Source organism: Pseudomonas sp. Sample_24 (assembly GCF_004307605.1).
GTDB lineage: Bacteria > Pseudomonadota > Gammaproteobacteria > Pseudomonadales > Pseudomonadaceae > Aquipseudomonas.
In genome coordinates this window covers 1-2875 of record NZ_RCNW01000328.1, presented here as the reverse complement: position 1 = coordinate 2875, position 2875 = coordinate 1, and the positions used below count along the sequence as shown (strand labels likewise).

3 protein-coding genes are annotated in these 2875 nt (G+C 60.3%); all 3 read left to right on the top strand.

The window, feature by feature from the left end:
- Nucleotides 1-22: 22 nt before the first annotated feature.
- Genes D8V06_RS17755 through D8V06_RS17745 form a run of 3 tightly spaced genes read left to right on the top strand, consistent with a single transcriptional unit; the run spans nt 23 to nt 2615 of the window.
- A complete protein-coding gene (locus D8V06_RS17755; RefSeq protein WP_130931435.1) occupies nt 23-1096 on the top strand; it encodes a COX15/CtaA family protein in 1074 nt (357 codons plus the stop codon).
- Complete coding sequence (gene cyoE / locus D8V06_RS17750) at nt 1084-1983, top strand: heme o synthase (protein ID WP_056854357.1); 900 nt, start codon at nt 1084-1086, stop codon at nt 1981-1983. Before D8V06_RS17755 ends, cyoE begins: the two co-directional genes overlap by 13 nt.
- Nucleotides 1980-2615, top strand: a complete 636-nt coding sequence (locus tag D8V06_RS17745; protein WP_056854356.1) for an SCO family protein — start codon at nt 1980-1982, stop codon at nt 2613-2615. Before cyoE ends, D8V06_RS17745 begins: the two co-directional genes overlap by 4 nt.
- The last annotated feature ends 260 nt before the right edge of the window (nt 2616-2875 follow it).

The window sequence follows — 2875 nt, the reverse complement described above, 5'->3', positions numbered from 1 at the left end:
AACATCGGATAAGGGCATCGTCATGGCCAAACCTGGATTTCGCCTCGCGCTGTTTGCCACTTTGCTGGCACTGATTGTGGTGTTGCTCGGCGCCTACACCCGCCTGACCCACGCCGGCCTCGGCTGCCCGGACTGGCCAGGCTGCTACGGTTTTATCAGCGTGCCGAAGAGCGAAGCCCAACTGGCCCATGCCGAATTGCATTTCCCGGACACGCCGGTCGAAGCCCACAAGGGCTGGAACGAGATGATCCATCGCTATTTTGCCGGCACCCTGGGCCTGTTGCTCGTGGTCCTGGCCGCTCGCTCATGGATGCATCGCCGGCATCCAGGCCAGCCGGTGAAGCTGCCGCTGTTCCTGCTGGCGGTGGTGTCCGCGCAAGCGGCGTTCGGCATGTGGACGGTGACGCTCAAGCTCTGGCCGCAAGTGGTGACCGGGCACCTGCTCGGCGGTTTCGCCACGTTGAGCCTATTGTTCCTGCTGACCTTGCGCCTCTCCGGTGTACTGCCGGCATTGACCGTGCCACGTCGTTTGCAGCACTGGGCGACGGCAGGGCTGCTGCTGGTGATCGGGCAAATCGCCCTCGGTGGCTGGGTCAGCTCCAATTATGCCGCGGTGGCCTGCATCGACTTTCCGACCTGCCACGGTCAATGGCTGCCCCCTGCCGATTTCGCCAATGGCTTTCACCTGACCCAGCACATCGGCCCGAATTACCTCGGCGGACAACTGGACAGTGATGCGCGCACAGCGATTCACCTGACGCACCGCATCGGCGCGCTACTGGTGACCCTGGTACTGCTCGGCCTGGCCTGGCAACTGAAGGTAGTCGGCATGACGCGACTGGCGGGGCTGGTATTGCTCGCCCTCACGGCGCAAATCACGCTGGGTATCAGCAACGTGGTGTTCCATCTGCCACTGCCGGTGGCCGTGGCGCACAACGCCGGGGGTGCGGCGCTGTTGCTGACGATGGTGCTGGTCAATTATCACGCGCGAACCAGCCTGGTTCGGGTCAAACAAACGACTCGCTGGCGCTTCAGCCCGCGTAAACATTCAGCCGGGCCCATAACAATAAAAGGAGAAATGCCATGGCGATTCTGATCGGCGAGCGTCACAGCCAGGCAATCTGGCGTGACTACCTGGAACTGACCAAGCCGAAAGTAGTGGTGCTGATGCTCATCACTTCGCTGGTGGGGATGTTCCTGGCCACTCGCGCCGGGGTGCCATGGACCGTGCTGGTGTTCGGCAACCTGGGGATCGCCCTGTGTGCGGGCGGTGCAGCAGCGGTCAACCATGTGGTGGACCGGCGGATCGATGCCGTCATGGCGCGCACCCATAAACGCCCCTTGGCCGAGGGGCGAGTCTCACCAACGGCGGCGCTGACGTTTGCGCTGGTGCTGGCGGTGCTTGGCCAGGCCCTGTTGCTGGCCTTCACCAATCCACTGACAGCCTGGCTGACCCTCGCCTCGTTGCTTGGCTATGCGGTGGTGTACACCGGTTTTCTCAAACGTGCGACGCCACAGAACATCGTGATCGGCGGCCTGGCTGGTGCCGCACCGCCCTTGCTCGGCTGGACCGCTGCCACCGGCCATGTCAGTGCCGAACCGTTGCTGTTGGTGCTGATCATTTTCGCCTGGACCCCACCGCATTTCTGGGCGCTGGCCATCCACCGCAAAGAGGAATACGCCAAGGCTGACATTCCGATGCTGCCGGTAACCCACGGCGAGCATTACACCAAGGTGCATATTCTGCTTTACACCGCCGCGCTGCTGGCCGTGAGCCTGATGCCGTACGTGATCCACATGAGCGGCCTGCTCTACCTGACCTGCGCGATCGTCCTCGGCGCGAGGTTCCTGCAATGGGCCGTGGTGCTGTACCGTGGCACTAGGCCGCACGCGGCGATCAACACGTTCAAGTACTCTATTTATTACTTGTTCCTGCTGTTCATCGCGCTGCTCGTAGACCACTACTTATTGTTGAACCTATGACTCGAACCCAGAAAACCGTCTTCATCCTTGTCGCCCTGATCGCGCTGGTCCTGGGCCTGACCATCAACAAAGTGCTGTCCGGCAAAGGTCAGGGCGACCCGACGGCACTGATCGACGCCGGGATCATCCTGCTGCCGCAAAGCCGCAATCTGCCGAGCGTGACGATGACCGATCAGGACGGCAAACCGGTTGAAATCAATGAACTCAAAGGCAAGTGGTCGCTGCTGTTCTTCGGCTACACGTTCTGCCCGGACATCTGCCCGACCACCCTCGCCCAGTTGCGCCAGATCAAAAGTGAACTGCCACCGGAGGCGGTGGACAAGTTGCAGATCGTGCTGGTCAGCGTCGATCCCAATCGCGATACGCCGAAGCAGCTGAAACAGTATCTGGGTTACTTCGATCCACAATTCGTCGGCCTGACGCCGAACTCCGTGGAGGAACTGCAAAAAGTTGCCAATGCAGTGAGCATTCCGTTCATCCCGGCGGATACCAGCAAGCCGAACTACACCGTCGACCACAGCGGCAACCTCGCGGTCATCGGACCGGACGGCACGCAGCGCGGGTTCATTCGTGCGCCGTTGAACAACGTTAAGCTGGTGGCGCAGTTGCCGGTGATGCTCAAGCGTCAGTGACAACGCCACTCAACCCTGTAGGAGCGAGCCTGTTCGCGATAGCGGACTGACATTCAACATTGATGTTGGATCTGATGGCCCTATCGCGAGCAGGCTCGCTCCCACAAGGTCAGTATTTCAGGCAACAAAAAATGGGCACCCAACTTGGTTGGTGTGCCCATTTTTTATTCCGCCCCCCGTTTTGCGGGGTGGAAATCAAGGATTGACGCTGTCTTTCAGTATCTATAAGAAAAATGTTTCACTTATTTTGCATGCAGCTC